This window comes from Flagellimonas sp. L-11 (genome assembly GCF_056857735.1).
In genome coordinates this window covers 28,461-48,381 of sequence record NZ_JBSXNR010000059.1, presented here as the reverse complement: position 1 = coordinate 48,381, position 19,921 = coordinate 28,461, and the positions used below count along the sequence as shown (strand labels likewise).

General features: G+C 42.1%; 21 protein-coding genes. 10 read left to right on the top strand and 11 right to left on the bottom strand.

Annotation, left to right across the window (positions count from 1 at the left end; genetic code table 11):
• Positions 1 to 51: 51 nt before the first annotated feature.
• Positions 52 to 855 carry a DUF6503 family protein gene (locus tag AC13CC_RS09670; RefSeq protein WP_482877550.1) on the top strand — a complete coding sequence of 268 codons (804 nt, stop codon included), beginning with the start codon at positions 52 to 54 and terminating at the stop codon, positions 853 to 855.
• Between the two features lie 52 nt (positions 856 to 907).
• Here AC13CC_RS09670 and AC13CC_RS09665 read toward each other — a convergent pair whose 3' ends face one another.
• The 6 genes from AC13CC_RS09665 to AC13CC_RS09640 all read right to left on the bottom strand — a co-directional run bounded on the left by AC13CC_RS09665 (position 908) and on the right by AC13CC_RS09640 (position 9,063).
• Complete coding sequence (locus tag AC13CC_RS09665) at positions 908 to 2,206, bottom strand: amidohydrolase family protein (RefSeq protein WP_482877548.1); 1,299 nt, start codon at positions 2,204 to 2,206, stop codon at positions 908 to 910.
• 9 nt (positions 2,207 to 2,215) lie between these two features.
• The gene (locus AC13CC_RS09660) at positions 2,216 to 5,161 is read right to left on the bottom strand and encodes an amidohydrolase family protein (RefSeq protein ID WP_482877547.1); all 2,946 of its coding nucleotides are present in this window, start codon (positions 5,159 to 5,161) and stop codon (positions 2,216 to 2,218) included.
• Between the two features lie 59 nt (positions 5,162 to 5,220).
• Positions 5,221 to 6,294 carry a DUF3810 domain-containing protein gene (locus AC13CC_RS09655; RefSeq protein ID WP_482877546.1) on the bottom strand — a complete coding sequence of 358 codons (1,074 nt, stop codon included), beginning with the start codon at positions 6,292 to 6,294 and terminating at the stop codon, positions 5,221 to 5,223.
• Between the two features lie 92 nt (positions 6,295 to 6,386).
• Positions 6,387 to 7,490, bottom strand: coding sequence for a peptidylprolyl isomerase (locus AC13CC_RS09650; protein WP_482877544.1), 1,104 nt, complete (start codon positions 7,488 to 7,490; stop codon positions 6,387 to 6,389).
• Between the two features lie 11 nt (positions 7,491 to 7,501).
• Positions 7,502 to 8,050: a gliding motility-associated peptidyl-prolyl isomerase GldI gene (gene gldI / locus AC13CC_RS09645; RefSeq protein WP_482877543.1), complete on the bottom strand. Its 549-nt coding sequence runs from the start codon at positions 8,048 to 8,050 to the stop codon at positions 7,502 to 7,504.
• Positions 8,047 to 9,063: a DHH family phosphoesterase gene (locus AC13CC_RS09640; protein ID WP_482877542.1), complete on the bottom strand. Its 1,017-nt coding sequence runs from the start codon at positions 9,061 to 9,063 to the stop codon at positions 8,047 to 8,049. The genes gldI and AC13CC_RS09640 overlap by 4 nt, the downstream gene beginning before the upstream one ends.
• Before the next feature lie 74 nt (positions 9,064 to 9,137).
• Between AC13CC_RS09640 and AC13CC_RS09635 the strand changes: the two genes are divergently transcribed.
• Together AC13CC_RS09635 and AC13CC_RS09630 are read left to right on the top strand one after the other, a co-directional pair.
• Entirely contained in the window at positions 9,138 to 10,172 is a 1,035-nt protein-coding gene (locus AC13CC_RS09635) for an alkaline phosphatase D family protein (protein WP_482877541.1), read from the top strand.
• Positions 10,173 to 10,220: 48 nt separating this feature from the next.
• A complete protein-coding gene (locus AC13CC_RS09630; RefSeq protein ID WP_100815890.1) occupies positions 10,221 to 10,640 on the top strand; it encodes a nucleoside-diphosphate kinase in 420 nt (139 codons plus the stop codon).
• A gap of 245 nt (positions 10,641 to 10,885) precedes the next feature.
• On the opposite strand, the gene AC13CC_RS09625 is transcribed toward AC13CC_RS09630, so the two are convergent.
• Genes AC13CC_RS09625 through recF form a run of 3 tightly spaced genes read right to left on the bottom strand, consistent with a single transcriptional unit; the run spans position 10,886 to position 12,688 of the window.
• Positions 10,886 to 11,182 carry a DciA family protein gene (locus tag AC13CC_RS09625; protein WP_326278420.1) on the bottom strand — a complete coding sequence of 99 codons (297 nt, stop codon included), beginning with the start codon at positions 11,180 to 11,182 and terminating at the stop codon, positions 10,886 to 10,888.
• Positions 11,182 to 11,604: a hypothetical protein gene (locus tag AC13CC_RS09620; protein ID WP_293168192.1), complete on the bottom strand. Its 423-nt coding sequence runs from the start codon at positions 11,602 to 11,604 to the stop codon at positions 11,182 to 11,184. Before AC13CC_RS09620 ends, AC13CC_RS09625 begins: the two co-directional genes overlap by 1 nt.
• Positions 11,605 to 11,608: 4 nt before the next feature.
• Entirely contained in the window at positions 11,609 to 12,688 is a 1,080-nt protein-coding gene (gene recF / locus AC13CC_RS09615; RefSeq protein WP_482877540.1) for a DNA replication/repair protein RecF, read from the bottom strand.
• Positions 12,689 to 12,814: 126 nt separating this feature from the next.
• Between recF and AC13CC_RS09610 the strand changes: the two genes are divergently transcribed.
• From AC13CC_RS09610 to AC13CC_RS09580, 7 genes are all read left to right on the top strand, one after another.
• Complete coding sequence (locus AC13CC_RS09610; protein ID WP_326278423.1) at positions 12,815 to 13,576, top strand: tetratricopeptide repeat protein; 762 nt, start codon at positions 12,815 to 12,817, stop codon at positions 13,574 to 13,576.
• Between the two features lie 3 nt (positions 13,577 to 13,579).
• Positions 13,580 to 14,062: a 6,7-dimethyl-8-ribityllumazine synthase gene (ribH, locus tag AC13CC_RS09605; RefSeq protein ID WP_326278424.1), complete on the top strand. Its 483-nt coding sequence runs from the start codon at positions 13,580 to 13,582 to the stop codon at positions 14,060 to 14,062.
• Between the two features lie 137 nt (positions 14,063 to 14,199).
• The gene (locus tag AC13CC_RS09600; protein ID WP_014031601.1) at positions 14,200 to 14,484 is read left to right on the top strand and encodes a hypothetical protein; all 285 of its coding nucleotides are present in this window, start codon (positions 14,200 to 14,202) and stop codon (positions 14,482 to 14,484) included.
• Positions 14,484 to 16,334 carry a DNA mismatch repair endonuclease MutL gene (gene mutL, locus AC13CC_RS09595; protein ID WP_326278426.1) on the top strand — a complete coding sequence of 617 codons (1,851 nt, stop codon included), beginning with the start codon at positions 14,484 to 14,486 and terminating at the stop codon, positions 16,332 to 16,334. The genes AC13CC_RS09600 and mutL overlap by 1 nt, the downstream gene beginning before the upstream one ends.
• A complete protein-coding gene (locus AC13CC_RS09590; protein WP_326278427.1) occupies positions 16,335 to 17,069 on the top strand; it encodes a rhomboid family intramembrane serine protease in 735 nt (244 codons plus the stop codon).
• Between the two features lie 3 nt (positions 17,070 to 17,072).
• Positions 17,073 to 17,936 carry a rhomboid family intramembrane serine protease gene (locus AC13CC_RS09585; protein WP_326278428.1) on the top strand — a complete coding sequence of 288 codons (864 nt, stop codon included), beginning with the start codon at positions 17,073 to 17,075 and terminating at the stop codon, positions 17,934 to 17,936.
• Between the two features lie 3 nt (positions 17,937 to 17,939).
• The gene (locus AC13CC_RS09580; protein WP_482877538.1) at positions 17,940 to 18,977 is read left to right on the top strand and encodes an endonuclease/exonuclease/phosphatase family protein; all 1,038 of its coding nucleotides are present in this window, start codon (positions 17,940 to 17,942) and stop codon (positions 18,975 to 18,977) included.
• On the opposite strand, the gene AC13CC_RS09575 is transcribed toward AC13CC_RS09580, so the two are convergent.
• Positions 18,966 to 19,274: a DUF6122 family protein gene (locus AC13CC_RS09575; protein WP_482877537.1), complete on the bottom strand. Its 309-nt coding sequence runs from the start codon at positions 19,272 to 19,274 to the stop codon at positions 18,966 to 18,968. The genes AC13CC_RS09580 and AC13CC_RS09575 overlap by 12 nt on opposite strands.
• Complete coding sequence (locus tag AC13CC_RS09570; protein WP_482877536.1) at positions 19,267 to 19,899, bottom strand: WbqC family protein; 633 nt, start codon at positions 19,897 to 19,899, stop codon at positions 19,267 to 19,269. Before AC13CC_RS09570 ends, AC13CC_RS09575 begins: the two co-directional genes overlap by 8 nt.
• Positions 19,900 to 19,921: the final 22 nt, after the last annotated feature.

Below are 19,921 nucleotides of genomic sequence, written 5' to 3'. Positions count from 1 at the left end.
ATTCCTGTAATTATAAAAAGGGGTTTTCGACCAATTGATAAAAGTCATATTATGAACAAATCAACCATTCTAGTGTTTTTTCTGGTCGTTTTAGCCTGCAAACAAATGCCTAAAACCGAAACAGTTAAAGAGCCTGTTCCTCAGGAAATTGATGAATCCAAAACGAAGTACCCAGATGCCATGGTTAAAGTTTTTGATGCACATGGAGGTTTGGAGCAATGGAAAAAGCAACGAACATTGTCTTATGTTCTTCCAAAACCTGAGTTGTCCGAAACACACACAGTTGACTTGTGGTCCAGAAGAGATAGAATCGTCACCAAACAATTTTCAATGGGATTTGATGGTGAAAAAGCGTGGCTTTTGGATACAGATGAAAACTACAAAGGTGACGCAGGATTTTATCATAATTTGATGTTTTATTTCTATGCCATGCCCTTTGTGTTGGCCGATGATGGTATTATGTATTCCGCAACTGAAGATTTGGAATACGGAGGGAAGAAATATCCCGGCCTCCAAATAGTTTATGAGTCCGGAGTTGGAGCCTCATCCAAAGATGAGTATTTTATCCATTTTGATCCCGAAACCCATCAAATGGCTTGGTTGGGCTATACGGTGACCTACCAATCTGGGGAAAATTCGGACAATGTTAAATGGATTCGTTATGATAATTGGCAAGAGGTAAATGGATTGATGGTTCCTAAATCCATTACATGGCACAAATTTGAGGAAAGAAAAATTCTAGAGCCTGCAAGTACGGTCACTTTTGAAGAAGTTGGCTTGAGTGAGACCTCCAAAGCTAAAGGGTTTTATGAAAAACCAGAAAATGGGGAATATGTGCCCATTAAAATGAATTAATCACACAAAACAAAAGCGGCGCCCTTCCGAGCGCCGTTTTTTATTTTGGAATCTATTGTCCTTCTTTTTCTCTTTCGTATTTGCCCATGTACCGTTTCCAAAGTTCGGTCTGGTGGGTTTCCAACGAAATATCCCTACCATCAATATAGGCTTTAGTGAGTTTATTGGTGCGCATGTCCAATGCGTCTCCCTCAGAAATAAAGAGGGTGGCACTCTTACCTTCTTCCAGAGTTCCGTACATATCATCAATACCCAAAATTTTGGCTGTGTTGCCAGTTAGTAATTGTAGGGCAGTTTCCTTATCTAGTCCATGAGCTACTGTTTGGCCTGCGTAAAAGGCAAGGTTCCTGGCTTGGAAGTTGGCGGCATCCTCATTTTGAAGGCCTACCAAAAGACCGGCATCCAACAATAATTTTGGTAATTTGTAGGTGATGTCGTAATCATCATCATCAAAACTTGGCAAGGCGTGTGTACGTTCCACTAAAACGGCAACATCGTTTTCCTTTAGAAAATCAGCTATTTTGTTGGCTCTATAGCCTCCAACGATTACCACGTGCTTCACGCCCATTGCTTTGGCCATGGTCACACCATCGGTCATCTCCTTTTCGCCATCGGCATGGATATACAAACGTTGAGTCCCATCAAAAAGACCCTGCATGGCGGCAAACGGAAGGTTTATCTCCGTCTCGCTTGTTTTTCCGTAGGCTTTGGAATTTTGGAAAAACATTTTGATGTCTTCCATTTCCTTCCCATAATCCTTGTTGGGGATATATCCTCTTTCTTCGCCCATCCACCAGCGGCCTCTTCTAAAAAAGTTTGGCCAGTTCATGTGGATCCCATCGTCTGTTTTTACGGCAGCGTCTTCCCAGTTCCATGCATCAAACTGAACAATACTGGAAGTTCCGGAAATGGTCCCGCCCTGTGGGGTTACCTGTCCGATTAACACACCGTTGGGACGCATACTTTCCACAACCTTGGATTCTGCGTTATAGGCTATCAAACTACGGACATGGGGAATCATTTCGCCAATTTCATCTTGATCGTCACTTGCTCTAACGGCATCGACTTCTACCAAACCAAGGGGCTTGGAAGGAGCGATAAAGCCTGGGTAAACATGTTTGCCCTCTGCATTGATCGTTGTCCCGGTAGTCGGTGTCGTAACATCCGCACCGATAGCGGTAATCTTTCCATCATTAAAAATAATGGTACAGTTTTCTATCACCTCGCCATTACCAATGTGGGCCGTCGCCCCAATAATGGCAACTTGTTCGGATTGAGGTGGGGCAGGGGTTTGTTGTGCGTTCAATGAAACCCCAAAAACAATTGCTATGATTAAAACTATTTTTTTCATGATCTATTTTTAAAGGGTGTCACAATTAAACTCTTCTTTCTTGCTTTGAACGGGAGTACGGGACTTTTCACCCTTCTTGTTCTCGTTCAACATCATACCAATAAGTTGGTTTTTTTCCTTTTTGATGGATTCTCGTAGCTTTTTGTCCTTTTCCAAGTCAAAATAAACTTTACCCTCGATCAATGTTTTTTCAGCTTTGGCATAAACCGATAGGGGATGGTCGCTCCAAAGCACTACATCGGCATCCTTGCCTTCCTCTATACTTCCCACGCGGTCGTCCAAATGAAGCAATTTGGCAGGATTCAAGGTTACCGTTTTCCAGGCTTCAATTTCAGACATGCCTCCGTATTTTACGGTTTTGGCGGCTTCTTGGTTCAATCTTCTGGACATTTCCGCATCATCGCTGTTAATGGCGACGGTAACACCTTGGCTGGACATGATGGCGGCGTTGTAAGGAATAGCATCGTTCACTTCATATTTGTACGCCCACCAATCACTGAATGTGCCTCCACCAACACCGTGTTCGGCCATTTTATCAGCTACTTTGTAACCTTCCAAAATGTGTGTGAAAGTGTTCACACGGAAACCAAATTTCTCGGCGACTTTCATCATCATGTTGATTTCGCTCTGTACATAAGAGTGACAAGAGATAAATCGCTCTCCGTTTAGGATTTCGGCCAAGGTTTCCATTTCCTCGTCGTGGCGGTAAGGTTCACCGCTCTTTTTCTTTTCATCATATTCCTTGGCGCGTTGGAAATAATCGGTATACACCTGCTCAACGCCCATTCTTGTTTGAGGAAAACGGGAATAACTGCCCCAGTTGGACTGCTTTACGTTTTCTCCCAGAGCAAATTTGATGAACTTGGGTGAGTTGTCGAATACCATATCCTCGGCACTTTCTCCCCATTTCAATCTAAAAATGGCAGACTGTCCACCGATTGGGTTGGCAGAACCGTGCAATAATTGGGCGGTAGTAACCCCACCGGCCAAATCACGGTAAATGGCAACGTCTTTTGGGTCGATTACATCTTCCATACGTACTTCCGCGGAAGAATTGTGTCCTCCTTCGTTAATGGATAGCGCAGCAATATGGGTGTGCTCGTCAATAATTCCAGCAGTTAAGTGCTTCCCGGTGGCATCAACCAGGGTAGCTCCCCCAGCACGCAAATCTTTACCTACTTTGGAAATTTTACCATTTTTGATCAATACATCAGTGTTCTCCAAAATGCTCTCTCCCGTCCAAACGGTCGCATTTTTAAACAATATATTCTCTTGTTCAGGTTTTTTCTTGAAGCCATATCCAACATTGGGATAGGTCAAAGCCATAAGCTGGGGCTTTTCGGCAGTCTCCTTGTCTTTGGATTTTTCTTCAAAGGATGAAGTCTTTGTCATCGTGGCCGAAGTTTCATCACCATTGGGAAGCACCACACTTCCCGTAATGGTTTCAGTGTCCGGCAGAACATGGGCCACCATACGGTAAGAACCTGCATTGTCTTCACTAAAAGAGATATTCAACCAATCGGCGGAATAATCTATCTTGGAATCTACTGTTTCGTCACCTTTTTTGATTTCCGCTTTTGGTTTATCAGCATCTCCTGTCAAGGAAACCTTGTAGGTGCTTCCGTTAACAGCGAGATTATAATCGCCACGAATATCGATGATGTCCATGCTCTCGATAACATTCTTGGTTCCCTGGACCCAGTTTTCGTAAAGCGTGGTCCCTTTGTCAAAAATATCACCAGAGGTAATCAAGAAGTTGGCTTGGTTTCCGGCCTGTAGTGATCCTATTTCGTTGGATTTTCCCAAGATCTGGGCGGGAACAGTGGTCAAAGCTTCCAATGCCTTGGTCTTGGATAGGCCATAGGTAATAGCTTTCATAATTTTTTCCTTCAAATCTTTGGGGGACTTAAGTCCGTGCAAAGTAATGGAGAAATCCACACCGTTATCGGCCAAAACCTTTGGATTTGATGGAGCCAAGTTCCAGTGCCTCATATCTTTCAAGGCAATGTATTTTGCCTCGTATGGGTTGGAAACATCGAATGCATCCGGAAAGTCCAGCGGTAGGATCAATTTGGCATTGGTTGCCTTAATTTGATCAATACGCTCGTATTCATCGCCCCCACCCAAAATGGTATATTGAATACCAAAAAGGTCTCCGATTTTATCAGCACGTAAAACGTTACCATTATCACCGGCAGCATAAATCTGGGTCAATCCCTTGTTGGCAATAAGTGCTTCCAAGGAACGGTCCTTGGTTTCCACATTGCCCTTGCTGTACCAGTCCATGTCGTAATACACTTGGCGCATCAATGCCATGGCTCCCATTAGTGAGCCTGGATAGGATTGTCTCGAAGCAATGCTTTTTTCAAAAGAAAAATATTGCGCAGATCTATCGGATAGGATACGTTGTGCTTCGGATGCTTCATCGTTCAAAGCAACCAAAAGTCCTGTCCCTCTGGCAATACCATCTTCAATGTGCGCATTGATGGTTCCAAAACCTGCATTTCGAAGTTCTTTGGCCTCTTTTTCATCATAAGTGAAACTATTGATGGCATCGTTCTCTGGCATAATATGGTCGTTCCAGTAGAATCCTTCCCTAGATGGCCCATATTGTGCCGATCTTCCGCCGCCGTTGGCTTTTTTGGGAAGTTTTACGCCAAATCCTGAGAATACATCGATGAATGATGGGTAGATGGATTTTCCATCAAGATTTTCTACAATGGTATTTTTGGGAATGCTTACGGATTTCCCCACTTGTACCACTTTGCCGTTTTGGATGAGCAAGGTACCCTTATTGATAACCTGAGTTGGGGTTACATAGATCTTGGCATTGGTGAATGCCGTGTAATTGTTGTTCCTCTTTGCCTTTACGCCATCATTTTTTGGAAAGTAGTCCTGCGCAAACAAAGAAACACTGCCCATGAAGAGAAACAGTGCTAAAAGTTTAAGTTTCATAAGGTTTGAATTGAATTAGTCGGTTTAAATATAACCTAACTCTAAGGACTCTACAAGTTTCAAGGAGAGTCTAACTGTTGATTTCGATAATTAATCATCAATCCAACAACAGAGTTGTAACTTTTGATGCCGTCCTTTTGGTTGTTTACCTTTAAAAAAGTGTTGAATACGGATTTAAATATGGGTTCCATGGGGTTCTCATATTTTTGCCAAAAATCGCGTAATTCATTAAAGTTCTCCTTTACCCCCTTGTTTATGGTGGCAACCATCTCATTGTATTGTTCCTCATCTTTATGATAAAGGTCGATGAGACAATAGCCCAAGGCATGATTGTAAGCAGAATATTTAAAGTAGGGGTCTTCACTTTGTGAAGTGACCAAAAAACCGATAAAATTAGTGGCCCCCTCGGCCGAGTAGCCTAATTGATGGCCCACTTCGTGCCCGCTAACGGTGGGCAACCTAAATTTTGGGGTGATCCCGTTTACCTGTGCCTCGTTGGTAAAAGGGTTTAGGTAGCCGCCGTATCCCATAAAAGTGAGTGGAATACTGTATATGGAAGACTTTAGACTGCGGTGTTCGTATCCAAAATCGGGATATTGTTTTGCGAAGTTCCCGTAGGCCTCTTCCGTTTTTGAGAAGATTTCCTTTTTGGAGTAGGGTATATGCACGGGTGAAACGGTATCCCCTGTCAACTCAAATTGATATTGGTTTGTTTTTTCGACAATGTATCGGGTTAAATCAACCAATTCGTCAACCGTGTATTCGCGTTCAATGCCCAATTTCCAGTTGATGGGTTGGCGGTGATAGTTCATGCCCCAAAGTAGATGAAAGGCAAAATAAACGATGGAAAGTACTACAACAATATCCTTTAAGAACAATAGCGGTTTCCTTTTGATACTTTTCCAATGCCTGTAAAGATATCCAATGGCTAAAATCACCAGAGCAGTGTACAACAAATCTCCAAAAGAGAAGGGAATCCAACCAAACAAGGTTCGTAGCAAGCGGGAAATGTAGCTGTAAATCCCATTACTGTAATAATCCTCAACAAAGGTAGGGTAGCTGCTGAGCCATTTTACCAATAGTATTTGTACTGGAAGGGCTAGAGCTATGATTGTTTTGGTTTTTTGTCCCATCAAAAACGAAAGCAAAGCGTTATAAGAACTGAAAAATAAAAAGCCGCACAGAAAAGTACGGCTTTTTTATATTGAATCTGTTTGTGTTGTTATTATTGAATTCCAACAACTTCTATATCAAAGACCAAGGTGGAGCCACCCGGAATAGGGCCATAATCATTGTCCCCATATCCTAAATGCGGGGGGATGAACAAGCGGAGTTTGTCACCGACCTTCATGGTCAATAACCCTTCGCGGAAACCTGCCGCCAATTGTGCATCGGGGCTATAATCCATTGGGAAAGGTCGGTAACCGCCCTGATCCCTTCTTCCAGGGTTCAACTGGTTGAATTGCTCGGCAATTTCTTGAATATTGCTATCAAATAAATCACCGTTGAACAACCATCCTGCATAGTTGACCAATACTTTTTGACCTACTTTGGGCTGCTCCCCATCACCTTCCTTTAAAGTTAAAATACGCAAGCCACTGGAAGTTTCTTCGGCCTCATTGATTTGTTCCGTAAACTGAGCGGCCAAATCTTCTTTCATTTTTTTGAATGCCTCTTCGGCTTCTTTGGCTTCCTCAAAATAATCGCTCATAATTTGAACGGCATCAAACTGTCGAGCTTCCTTGCCATTGCGAACAATTTCCACATGATCCATTACAATATCGGTAGTTGGCTTGTCACCAGCTCCGGTTTTTACATTGGCAATGGAGTCCACCACATCCATTCCTGCGACCACTTCACCAAAAACAGTGTGTTTGTCATCCAACCATGGCGTTGCTTTGTGTGTGATAAAAAATTGGCTGCTGTTTGTCTTGGGGCCCCTGTTGGCCATGGAAAGGATTCCTTTTTTGGAATGCCTCAACGAATCGTTGAACTCATCCTTAAAAGTGTATCCAATATTTCCACTGCCTGTGCCTGTAGGGTCCCCTCCTTGGATCATAAAATCTTTGATGACCCTGTGGAAAACAATGCCGTCATAGAATTTTTTGTCCTTGTACTCATCGTTCACGAAAGGGTTCTTGCCTTCGGCCAAAGAGACAAAGTTGGCCACGGTAACCGGGGTCTTTTTATATTCCAGCTGTATAATGATATCTCCCTTGGTAGTTTGGATATCTGCAAAAATACCATCACCCAAATCGGCATACTTGCTCGACTTGCATCCTATGATCACTAGGAGAAATAAGGGTATGATGTAAAATAATTTCTTCATTGTTTAAGAATTTAGTTTAAACTGTCGTTGTCTATTATGATTGTATGTAATTCTACGGATGATTTAAGCGGCGTTTTTGGTCCAATGGCCTTGTTGTCTCCTTGATAGCCATAGGCTAGGGGAGACGGGAACAAAAATGTGGCCTTCTCGTTTATTTTTAAAAGTTTAACGGCATTTTGAAGCCCAGGAAACAGTTGTTGCTTGTCTATTACGTGGGATATCGGTCCAATTTCTTGCGCCGTATAAATGGTGTCGTTGCCCAAGCTCATCAAATTATAGGAAAACAAAATTTGATCTCCCGTTTTTAATTGATATGTTGCCGTATCGTTCTTGGACTCGTAATAGTACCAAAATCCATCTGGACTGGACAGGTATTCGTGAACCGTATCTTTGGAGATGATTCCTTGGATAATTTCTTCCTCTGCGGCCAAAAGTTTTTTGGTGCGTTCAATGGATTCCTTGTAAAAACTACCCGATTTGACTTCCACCGGTTTTCTTGGTTCTGGACCTCCACAGCCTATAAGCATTATAGTCAAAAGTATAGCTGGCAAAAATCTCATGGGTTCAATTTACTTTTATAGGTCTTCAAAATCTCATTGAATTTGGATATGGTCTCTTCCATGCTCACATCGCTTCTGCCCCCTGCAGCATTGGTATGTCCTCCCCCATTAAAATGTGTTCTCGCAAATTCGTTAACGGAAAAATCCCCAACGGAACGTAACGAGATCTTGATAATACCTTCTTCGCGATTTTCAATAAAAATGAGTGCAAAAATAATACCTTCCAAAGTTAGCCCATAATTTACGAATCCCTCTGTGTCCCCCTTTTTAAAATCGTATTGGTCCAATTCATCTTGGCTAAGGGTAATGTATGCCGTTCTATATTCGGGCAGGATCACCATGTTGCTCAAGGCTACACCCAGCAAATGTAGGCGAGATGGGGAATTGGTATCAAAAACTTTTTGATGGATTTCCATATTGTCCGCACCCTTGTCAATAAGTTCGGCCACTACACGGTGCGTTTTGCTCGATGTGGAACGGTATTTAAATGAACCTGTATCCGTCATGATGCCTGTGTACAAATTCGTGGCGATGTCGGCATCAATAAGACTGGTTTCACCCAAAAAGTCGATAAAGTTGTAGACCATCTCACAGGTGGAGCTCATGGAAACATCGGAATAGGTCACCTTGGCATAATCACTTGGTTGTTGGTGATGGTCTATCATAATAAAACCTGCATTGGCCTCTTGCAAAACCGTTTCCATTTGTCCAACTCGGGAAAGGTCGTTAAAGTCCAAGGTAAAAATTACAGTGGCCTGATCAATACGTTCTTTGGCTTGCGAGTTTTCCTTTTCAAAATTTATGACCGTATCGTTTCCTGGCAACCATTTCAGAAATTTAGGGTAGTCATTAGGTGTCACAACGTGCACCGTTTGCCCCTTTTCTTTTAAAAAAGCATAGAGGGCCAAACAGGAACCCATGGCATCTCCATCGGGGTTTCTGTGGGGAACGATCACTATTTTCTGAGGTTGGGAAAGAATCGACTTTACTGTCGTGATATCCGCTGAATTCATGCGACCAAATATACAATATTATAATGTAGAGGAAACTTGGTTTATCCGTATTTTTGGTTCGGTAAAAGCACATCATGAAACATTTTTATATTTTACTGACTGTTCTGGTTCTTTTTTCGGCTTGTAAAAAGAAAGCGGAAAAAGCAGTTGGGGTTGTGGATAGACCAACACTGGATTTTGTTGTGGCCTTCGGCTCTTGTAACATGTCGCAGGAACCGAATCCTTTTTGGGAAGATATTTTGGCGGAAAAACCCGATGTGTGGATTTGGGGCGGGGATATTGTCTACGCGGATACGGATGATGTGGAAAGATTACGTACTATTTATGCAATGCAGGACACTGTTGCAGGCTATGCCAAATTGAAAAATGAAGTGCCCATAATAGGTACTTGGGACGACCATGATTTTGGTGTGAACGATGGGGGTTCCGAGTTTTCCATAAAGGCCGAAAGCCAACAGGTTTTTTTGGACTTTATGGGTGTGCCCGAGGATAGTGAAAGAAGAGACCAAAAGGGAGTGTATGCTTCCCACCAGTACGAGGTCCCAAAGGGAAAAGTGAAGATCATTGTGCTGGACACCCGATATTTCAGGAGCGAACTCATCAAAGATGAGGATTCCAAAAAACGGTATAGACCCACTATGGATTCTACGGCTACCGTACTTGGAAAAACGCAATGGAAATGGTTGGAAAACGAACTTAACGGTTCGGATGCCGATTTCAATTTGATCATGTCCAGTATCCAGGTACTTTCGGGGGAGCACGGTTTTGAAACTTGGGGCAATTTTCCTTTGGAAGTGGAAAAGTTGGAAAACATGATTGCTGAATCAGGAGCCAAGGGGGTGATCATCCTATCTGGGGACAGACATATTTCCGAATTCTCCAAAACGGATATTGATGGTCTTTCCTATCCCTTGGTAGATTTTACCAGCAGCGGACTTACCCATTCCTACTCTAGCTTTAGCGGTGAACCCAATCAGTATCGCGTAGGGGAGGTGGTTTCGGATAAAAGTTACGGTATCATCAACCTAAATATTGAAGAAAAAAAGGCAGAATTCAAGATTATGGGAGATAACGGAGCTGTGCTCCAAGAGTTAAAACAAAGCTATTGAGCCTTGTACCTTGTTTGAAAAAGCGTAAGTTTGCGCAAAATTTAAAAAATGACTGGAAATAGAACATTTACCATGATTAAGCCTGATGCCGTTGAAAACGGTTACATTGGTGCAATTTTGGATAAAATAACGGCTGCTGGTTTTAAGATTGTGGCCATGAAGTTTACACAATTGAGCAAGAGGGATGCCGAAATATTCTATGCCATCCATAAAGAGCGTCCATTTTTTGGCGAGTTGGTAGAGTTTATGACAAGAGGGCCCATTGTGGCCGCTATTTTGGAAAAAGACAATGCAGTGGATGATTTCCGCGCTTTGATCGGTGCCACCAACCCGGAGGAAGCTGCTGAGGGAACCATTAGAAAATTGTACGCGGCCAGTATCGGTGAAAATGCAGTACACGGTTCCGATAGTGATGAAAACGCTGCTATAGAGGGTGCTTTTCACTTCTCAGGAAGGGAAATTTACTAATCGCGATACAAAGATATTTTAGTGGAAGCCACCTTTTTGGGTGGCTTTTTTTATTCCACATTTGTTGCGGAATCTCATAAAGAATATTATGAAGGGTTCTAAATAAGGTTTCCCGTCGCTTTGCCCTGTCGAAATGACACTTTTTGAGGACTTTGTCATTTTGAGTATAGCGAAAAATCTCTCAAATCAATAATTGATGGTTGTTCTCGATTGCTCCTTCGACAGCGCCCGAACTGACATTCCGATTACCTTAAAACCAATTTTTTCACCAGTTCTTTCCCTAATTCTTCATTGATCATCTTAATAATTTTGGTTTTGCCCAAACTCAATTCTTCTCGCAATACGGAAGAGGAGAGTGAGATAAATAGCGTTTCGTTCCTTAGTTCAACCGCGGTAGTATAGTTGTTCACTCCATTGCCCATCAATTTAACCCATGCCTCTCTGGCGTCCACTTTGTCCATGCCCTTTTGGAGCTTGTTCTCTTTGATAAACTCGCTCAAAGCTTCGCTTAATGGTATGTGTGAGCTATGCCGTTTGGCCATTACTGTGGAATTTTGATAGGTTCAAAACGTTTGTACTTGTAGACAACACCCTCTTGGTTGGTTACCGAAAAAGAAACTGAATCCAATTGCAGCAGTTTTTCCTCCCACTCGCTAAACCCGCTTTCATAATATAAGGTAAATCTTTCATTGGATTGGGTTATGGTGAAACGCTCCACATCCTTTGAAGTGTTGTAGGTACCATCAAACTTCGGCTTCATTTTTTTTCGATATCCTCTCTGTTCTTTTAAGTGGATGAAATCGATGCTTGTGTTTAAGCCATATTCCTTGATGGACCCATCAGGAAATTCTACCTCTGAAATTTCCCAGTATCCATTCAAATAATGCAAATCATCTTTATTTACGGATGAATCGTTGCATCCCCAAAGCGTCAAAACCAATAATAGGGAAAGGATCTGTCTCATGGTGCTACAAGTTAAATATTTTATAGCTCTGGTGAATGTTTTTAATGATCTCTTCTGTCCTGTCGGCGTGCGTGTCACTGATAAAAATCTGTCCAAAATTATCATCTTTCACTAATCCAACAATATGGGATACCCTGTTTTCGTCCAGTTTGTCAAAAATATCATCCAATAATAGAATTGGGGTGGTGTCCGCCAATTGCTTGATGAAATGGAATTGCGCCAGTTTCAATGCGATCAAAAAGGATTTTTGTTGCCCCTGGCTCCCAAACTTTTTGATGGGATGCCCCGCTATCGTGAAGCTGAGGTCATCTTTATGAACACCGACCGATGTGTATTGCAACGCTCTGTCTTTTTCAATATTCTTTTCCAAGAGATTCAGGAGTGTGTCATCGCTCAACTGACTTTCGTAGGAGAGGTCTATTTGCTCATCTTTTTCGGAAATATTTTGATATTGTTCTTTAAAAATGGGCAGAAAAGAGTCGATAAATTCAACCCTTTTTTGATGGATTTCCGTTCCCAAGGTATTCATCTGTTCGTTGTAAATGCTCAGGGTATCACGGTCAAAAGTACGGTTGGCGGCAAAATATTTTAGCAGGGAGTTCCGCTGCGAAACCACCTTGTTGTATTTGATTAGGTTTTGCAGATACACCTTGTCGGATTGTGAAATAACCCCGTCCATAAACTTCCTTCGGGTCTCGCTTCCTTCCAAAATAAGGTCACGGTCGGAGGGGGAAATAATCACCAAAGGCAGAAAACCTATATGTTCGGAAAACTTTTCATAGGGTTTTCCATTGCGTTTTATCACTTTTTTGGTTCCTTTTTTAAAGGAACAAAGAATTTTTTCCGTTCTGTTGTGCTTCTCAAATTCCCCTTCGACCACAAAAAAATCCGTTCCGTGTTTTATGTTTTGTGTGGACACGGGATTAAAGTAGCTTTTACCAAAACATAAATGGTAAACAGCATCCAAAACATTGGTCTTTCCCACCCCGTTATCACCCACCAAACAGTTGATCACGGGGTCGAAATCCAGCGCCTTGGAATCGAAATTCTTGTAATTGACTAAAGATAAATGTCTTAAAAACATAAAAAGTTAGAGAAACAATTTGGAATTAAAAGGTGGCCCTCCAAAAAGGGATTCCAAAAATAACGAATAAATTACCTTTTGGTTTTGGATAAAAACTTTATTTTTGCGCGACCAATTAAATGACGGATGGCAACATACAAGAAGAGAGGCTTTAAGCCAAAAAATAAGGAAGAGGAAGCTCAGTTAGAGGAACACGACAGTACAACCGCTGAAGTTTTCAATACTTTGGACGAGGGTGCTTCCAAGACCGAAGCATGGGTTCAAAAAAACCAAAACTACATTTTGGGCGTTATTGGTGTAATTGCCGTGGGTGTATTGGCCTACTTGGGTTACCATCAATTCATCCAGAATCCGAAAGAAGCTGCCGCAGCAAACGAACTTTTTTACCCACAACAATATTTTGATCAAGCCTTGGCAAGTGAAACAGAGAAAGATTCTTTGTTCACTTTGGCATTGAACGGGGCCCAAGGTAAATATGGGTTCTTGGATATTATCGAGGAATACAGCGGAACCAAAGCAGCGAACTTGGCCAAATATTCGGCAGGCATGACGTATTTGAACTTGAAACAGTATGATCAGGCCATTGAGCATCTGGAGGGCTTTTCTTCTGATGATGATATTATGGGAGCCATGGCCAAAGGTGGAATCGGAGATGCTTTCTCACAATTGAACCAGCCTGAAGACGCATTGGACTACTACGAAAAAGCCATTGCGCATAGCGATAACGAGTTTACTGCACCAAGATTTTTACACAAAGCAGGTGTGATTGCCTTGGAACTCGGGGAAAAAAGCAAGGCCTTAGGGTACTTTGAACGCATCAAAGAAGAATATCCCAACTCACAAGAAGCGAATAGCATTGATGCACTGATCGGACTGGCGCAAAACTAAACCATGGCCACAGCGAACAAAAACTTATCCGTTTACGATAAAAGCAAAATCCCAAATGCGAAGAACCTTCGGTTTGGGATTGTTGTTTCTCAATGGAACGGCGGAATTACCGAGGCCCTTTACCAAGGTGCCGAAGAAGCTTTAATGGATTGTGGAGCACTCCCTGAAAATGTGCTTCGTTGGGATGTGCCCGGAAGTTTTGAATTGACCTTCGGTTGCAAAAAAATGATTCAAACAGAAAAAGTTGATGCCATTGTAGCCATTGGCAGTGTTATCCGTGGCGAAACCAGTCATTTTGATTTTGTTTGCAGTGCAACGGCCCAAGGTATCAAGGATTTAAATGTGGCGTATGATGTTCCCGTGATCTTTTGTGTGTTGACGGATGATAACATTGAGCAATCCAAAGCCAGAAGTGGGGGCAAACACGGAAACAAAGGAACCGAAGCTGCCATTGCCGCCATTCAAATGGCCGTGCTGGGGAAATAAGTTCAAGTTCAATAACTCCAACAATCCATTTATCCAATAATCCAAAGATCTGGTTAGCTGTTAACATTTTTTGGGACAAACGCCCAACCCTTTTTTTCTATTTTGAGTACCTTTGAGGCTACAGCGATAAGGATACCATGCGAAACCCTTTAAAACTTAGAAAAAATAAGAGCTTCGATTACTCCCCCAGATATTACAAGGGAGAGGGAAATCCTTATAAAATTGAGCACAAACTCGATAAATTTCGAAGTACGGCACATTCTACAAGGGGGCTCAAGAATAAGTTGACTTCTGCGGTTGATGATTTACAGACCGAAGGGGATAAAAATTTAAAGCTTCGTTTTTGGATTATTGTGGCCGTTTTGGTGTTGCTGTTCCTGTTTATCATCGATTTTGATCTATCAATATTCCTGAATCCATAATGGCGGACATCATCAAACTTTTACCGGACCATGTCGCTAACCAAATAGCTGCAGGGGAGGTGGTCCAACGACCCGCTTCCGTTGTAAAGGAACTTTTGGAAAATGCCATTGATGCAGGTTCAACTTCTATAAAACTTATTGTTAAAGATGGTGGCAAAGCACTTATCCAGGTGGTTGACGATGGTGTTGGTATGAGCGAAACGGATGCCCGATTGTCTTTTGAACGGCATGCGACTTCCAAAATATCATCGGCGCAGGACCTGTTCAATCTGGAAACCAAAGGTTTTCGGGGAGAGGCCTTGGCCTCCATTGCCGCAATTGCCCATGTGGATATGCAAACCAGAACCTCGTCCAATGAGGTGGGAACCCATCTTAAGATTGAAGGCAGCAAGATTGTTTCCCAAGAAGTTGTAGCGACTCCAAAGGGAACTTCAATATCCGTCAAAAACCTGTTTTTTAATATTCCAGCAAGACGGAACTTTTTGAAATCGAACCAAGTGGAGCTTCGCCATATTACCGACGAGTTTCATAGGGTAGCCTTGGTACATCCCAATATTGAGTTCCATTTTTACAATAACGGCTCTGAGATTTTTAACCTGCCCAGCACAAAGCACCGCCAACGAATTGTGCACATCTTTGGCAGTAAAATGGAGCACCGTTTGGTACCGGTAAACGAAGAAACCGAAGTGGTGAAAGTATCTGGTTTCATCTGTAAACCGGAGTTTGCCAAAAAGAGCAGGGGAGAGCAGTTCTTTTTTGCCAACGACCGTTATATCAAAAGTCCTTATTTGCATCACGCCGTGGTAGCTGCTTTTGAGGGGTTGATAAAATCCGACACCTACCCTGGTTATTTTTTGTTTTTGGATGTGGATCCATCTTCCATCGATATCAACATCCATCCCACAAAAACAGAGGTAAAGTTTGATGATGAGAACACCTTGTATGCCATTTTAAGGTCAACCATTAAGCATAGCTTGGGACAGTTCAACGTGGCCCCTGTATTGGATTTTGATCACGATCCCAATTTGGACACGCCCTATTCCTACAAAGAGAAGGGTGCAGTGTTGCCCAAAGTAACGGTGGACGCCACGTTTAACCCTTTTGAAGAATCAACTCTCAAGAGAAGCAATGGTGGAAGTGGTCTCCGTAAACCAAGTACCAAGGGTTGGGAGGATTTATATGAAGGTCTTGGCACTCAAAGCGATCACCAAGAATTTAGTAGTCTGGTCATTGAGTCCGAGGGCGAGGGGCAGGGCACTTTATATCCTGGCGAAGGTGTCGAGGAACATTTGGCCAGTACGTTTCAATTGCGCCGAAAATATGTGGTAAGCACGGTAAAATCCGGGATGTTGGTCATTCATCAAAATAGGGCCCACGAGCGTATCCTTTTTGAGAAATTTTTGGGCGAGATTACCGTAAAAGAGGGTGTGAGCCAACAATTGCTGTTTCCTTTGGAACTGACCTTTAATAAACAGGAATTGGCGGTGCTCAAGGAAATCAAAGAAAGTCTGACAAACATTGGTTTTGCATTCCAGAGTTTGGAGGAGGAAACTGTAAAAGTGACAGGCGTACCCATGATGGTTCCCGAGAGTGGGATTGGCACGGTATTGGATCGCTTAATTTCAGATTATATGGAGGGTTATGCCGATGGCTCCATTTCGCAGGCCGAAATGTTGGCCAAGGCATTAAGTGGGAATTTGGCCGTAAGAACTGGCGATGTGTTGGACCAAGAATCGCAATTGACCTTGGTGAACAACCTTTTTGCGTGCAAGGAGCCCAATTTGAGCCCTTTTCAAAAAATAACATATACCATTATCTCGGAAGGGGATATAGATAAAAAATTTAATTAAATGGGTAGACTTACCGAGGCAGTAAAGCATATTTTGATCATTAACGTGATCATGTTTCTTGCCACACAATTATACGGAGACCAAATGTACCAATGGATGTCACTTTGGTTTCCCAAAAATTCCAATTTTGAATGGTGGCAGGTGGTAACCCACATGTTTATGCATGGTAACTTTATGCATATCCTTTTTAATATGTACGCGCTTTGGGCCTTTGGTACGCCTTTGGAGCGTATTTGGGGCAAAAACAAGTTTATTTTCTTCTATTTTTCGGCAGGATTGGGTTCTGCCGCATTGCATACCGGGGTGAATTATTTCCTTTTCAACGAAGGAATGAGTGCTTTGGAAGGTGCAGGTATTGCCCGTACACAGATTTTGGATATTTTGGCCAACGGGCAGTATAGCCCCGGTTGGTACGATATTGTTGGGAAGAGTACGGTGGATAGTATGTTGACAGCTTTCAACACCCCAGCAGTTGGGGCATCGGGGGCTATTTACGGTATTTTGGTGGCTTTTGCATTTATGTATTCGGAGGCCAAACTGATGCTTATCTTTTTGCCCGTACCGATAAAGGCGAAGTACTTTGTGCCGATTCTTATTGCCGTTGACCTTATTTTTGGAATAGGCAATGTTAATACAGGGGTGGCACATTTTGCACACATTGGCGGTGCTTTAATTGGTTTTATAATGATGTGGTACTGGAAAAAGAACCAGTTCAACAGTAATCGGTGGGATTAACTTATGATGAACGGTGGGCTACGATATCAATTTGCGAGGCTTAGTATTGCAGAGAAACTTATAGCGGTAAACGTACTGTTGTTTTTGTTGGATGGTCTATCCGGAGCGTTACTGGGTCAATCCTTTTCGCATTGGTTCCATTTGCCGAAGGATTTCTTTGAATTTTTGGCACAACCGTGGTCTTTGGTCACATATTCATTTTTCCATGCAGGCTTCGGTCATATTTTTTGGAATATGATCGTACTTTACTTTGCCAGTCGAATCTTTTTGAACCTTTTTGATGCCCAACGCTTTATCAACGTCTACTTTTTAGGATTGATATTGGGTGGGTTGGTATTTCTGCTCAGCTATAATGTTTTTCCAACCTTGGTCAATTCCAATACAGCTTTAATCGGAGCATCTGCAGGTGTAAACGCTGTGCTCATTTTTGTTTGTGCCTATATTCCCAATCAAGAAGTTCGTGTTATTTTCTTCAACATCAAACTATGGTATATCGGGGTTGCTTTGGTGGTAAAGGATTTGGTACTCATTGGTATGGGCGACAACATTGGTGGGGGAATGGCCCATTTGGGAGGTGCTTTTTTGGGGTATATGTATGCTAGGCAACTGTTTAAAGGCAATGATATCGGTGCTGGTTTTACCAAATTGAGAAATTCAATCGTAGACCTTTTTAAACCTAGAGAAAGAAAGGCCCCCATGAAGACGGTCTATAAGAAAAAAGCGGCATCAAAAAGCAAAGTAGATTACGATAAACAAGCCAAACAAAAAAAGATAGATTCCATTTTGGATAAAATCAGCAAGTCTGGCTACGAGAGTTTGTCCAAGCAGGAAAAGGACTTTTTGTTTAAGGCCGGTAAGGAAGATTAGACCGTGAAAAAAGCTACCTCGATAATTGATAGGATTGTGTATGCAATCAATGTGTTAGTTGCGGTTTTATTGATAATCACCGGCATACTATCCTATATGCCGTTCCAGATTGTTTCGGCCTTATCTGTTCTAAGTTTAGTTGTTCCCTTTCTTTTTGCACTTAATATCTTATTCCTTGTTTACTGGGGCATCAAACTAAAAAGACAGCTTGTTCTTTCCTTGGTTGCGATTGTCCTTGGTTATTTAATGTTTGGACCTTTTTATGGATTGGGCAATGACCCTGTTCCCCAAAAAAAATCATCCGACTTGAAAATTATGTCCTACAATGTTTGGGGGTTCAACAAAAATGGATGGATGAAAGAGCCTGGTGTTGGAGATAGCATTGTTGAACTTGTTAAAAAACAGGACCCTGATATATTTTGTGTGCAGGAACACAGTAGGGCACGGTATCGGGAGTTGAAACAGTATCCATACCGTAGTGAAACCCCGTATGCCAATAAAAGAGCAACGCAAGCCATATTCTCCAAGTTCCCAATAATAAGTGGTGGTTCGTTAGATCTTCCTGGTACACAGAACAACATTATATATGCAGATATTTTATTTCGAAGAGATACCATTAGGGTTTATAATCTGCATTTGCAATCGTTTAAAATAAGACCCAGTGCCGATAATTTTTCAGATGGGGAAAAATCGGAGAGAACATATAAAAGATTGGTCCATACATTTTCGAAGCAGTTGGAGCAGGCGGAAATATTTAGGGAACATTTTGAAAACAGCCCTTATACCAATATAGCTTGTGGTGATTTTAACAATACACAGTTTTCCAACATCTACAAAATTGCAAAGGGAGATTTGCAAGATACTTTTTTGGAAAAGGGCAAGGGCTTTGGCCGTACTTATGATTTTTGGAAGATTCCATTGCGTATCGATTATATATTGGCCGATTCTGAGTTTGAAGTGCTTTCCCATCAAAATTTTGATGACCGATTGTCCGATCACTATCCTATTATGGCCACTTTGCGCTTCAGCTCACATGAGTAGGCAATCCAATGTATCGGCAAAAATGTGGATGATCAAGGCCAATCCAATTATTCGTGTGGGTTTAAAAAATGGCAAAATGCAGTAGATGGCTATTGCCCAATAACTGTGTAGTGTATGAAAACCAATGCTACAACGGTTGGTATCAAACAGAGGAGTGGCCCAAAGGTGATCTACATCGATGATAATTCCCGCCAACAGTATTAATGCCACTTTGGTTCTATGGTCCTTGAAAAACCAAATGGCTATCAAAATAGGGATTAAAAAGTGTATGCCGTAATGGAGTAGATGCCTAAGCATGTTTTAAATCCAAAGATAGACTTTTTAGGTAACTGAGCGTGTTGGTGCCCTCGTTGAACAGGAGGTCCAACACACTTAAATTGGGGATGAATCCGTGGCGTTCCTCAAATACTTGGGCATAAGATCCCATATTCCAATTCCTTTCCTTTTTTGCTTCTACCAAAAACCGAGCATCAAAAAGCGTTGCTGGTGACACTTCGTATTTTTCGGATTTTTCTGTTGGGATTGCCAGCCCAATACAATCTGCAATTGTTTCTATGGTTTTTAAATTGAAGTCGTAAAGGGAGTCTTCAGAGTCTTCGTAAAGGGGTCTTAGCTCATCCTCATAAAATTCAAAAAATGGTGAGGTCCTGTATGCAGTTTCCAAAGTACGCCAATGTTCTTTTTTCCAGTTATAACTGTTCTCCGTGCCTACATCAACATATTTTTGTCGACCTTCTTGGCCACCAACGTGCTTAATGGGGACGTTGAGCATGTGCTTGCCCTTATCTGTGGAAATATAACAGCGGTTTCTGTACGTCTGCTTCTGAAAATTATCATGGGCCTCCCAAACCACTTCATGCTGCACAATGGCCGCAAAAGTGGCAATACTTGGAAAATAAGAGGGATGTACGAGTATTTTCAAAGAACAATGTAATTAACGGTTA